1 protein-coding gene is annotated in these 217 nt (G+C 35.0%); it reads left to right on the top strand.

Features of this window, described 5'->3' with window-relative positions:
* Positions 1 to 26: 26 nt before the first annotated feature.
* A partial coding sequence (locus tag M3210_RS20885) for a hypothetical protein (protein WP_490722691.1) occupies positions 27 to 217 on the top strand: 191 nt, incomplete at its 3' end.

Here is a 217-nt window from a genome sequence, read left to right on the forward strand (position 1 = left end):
ACGTACCATTCTATAAATCAAGAAAAATGAGAATCCGACTAGTCAATTCGGGTTCTCTTTCGTATAATGAAACTATGAAAAATACAGACACCAAAAATCAGGAATCAATTGAATACTATAAAGAGCGTAACGAAAAGCTTGAAATAGAGAAGGAAGCTTTGGAAGCAAAGCTAAAATGGTATGAGGAGCAATTTCGGTTAAGTCAACAGCGTCGTTT

This window comes from Oceanobacillus luteolus, assembly GCF_023715655.1.
Lineage (GTDB): Bacteria > Bacillota > Bacilli > Bacillales > Amphibacillaceae > Oceanobacillus > Oceanobacillus luteolus.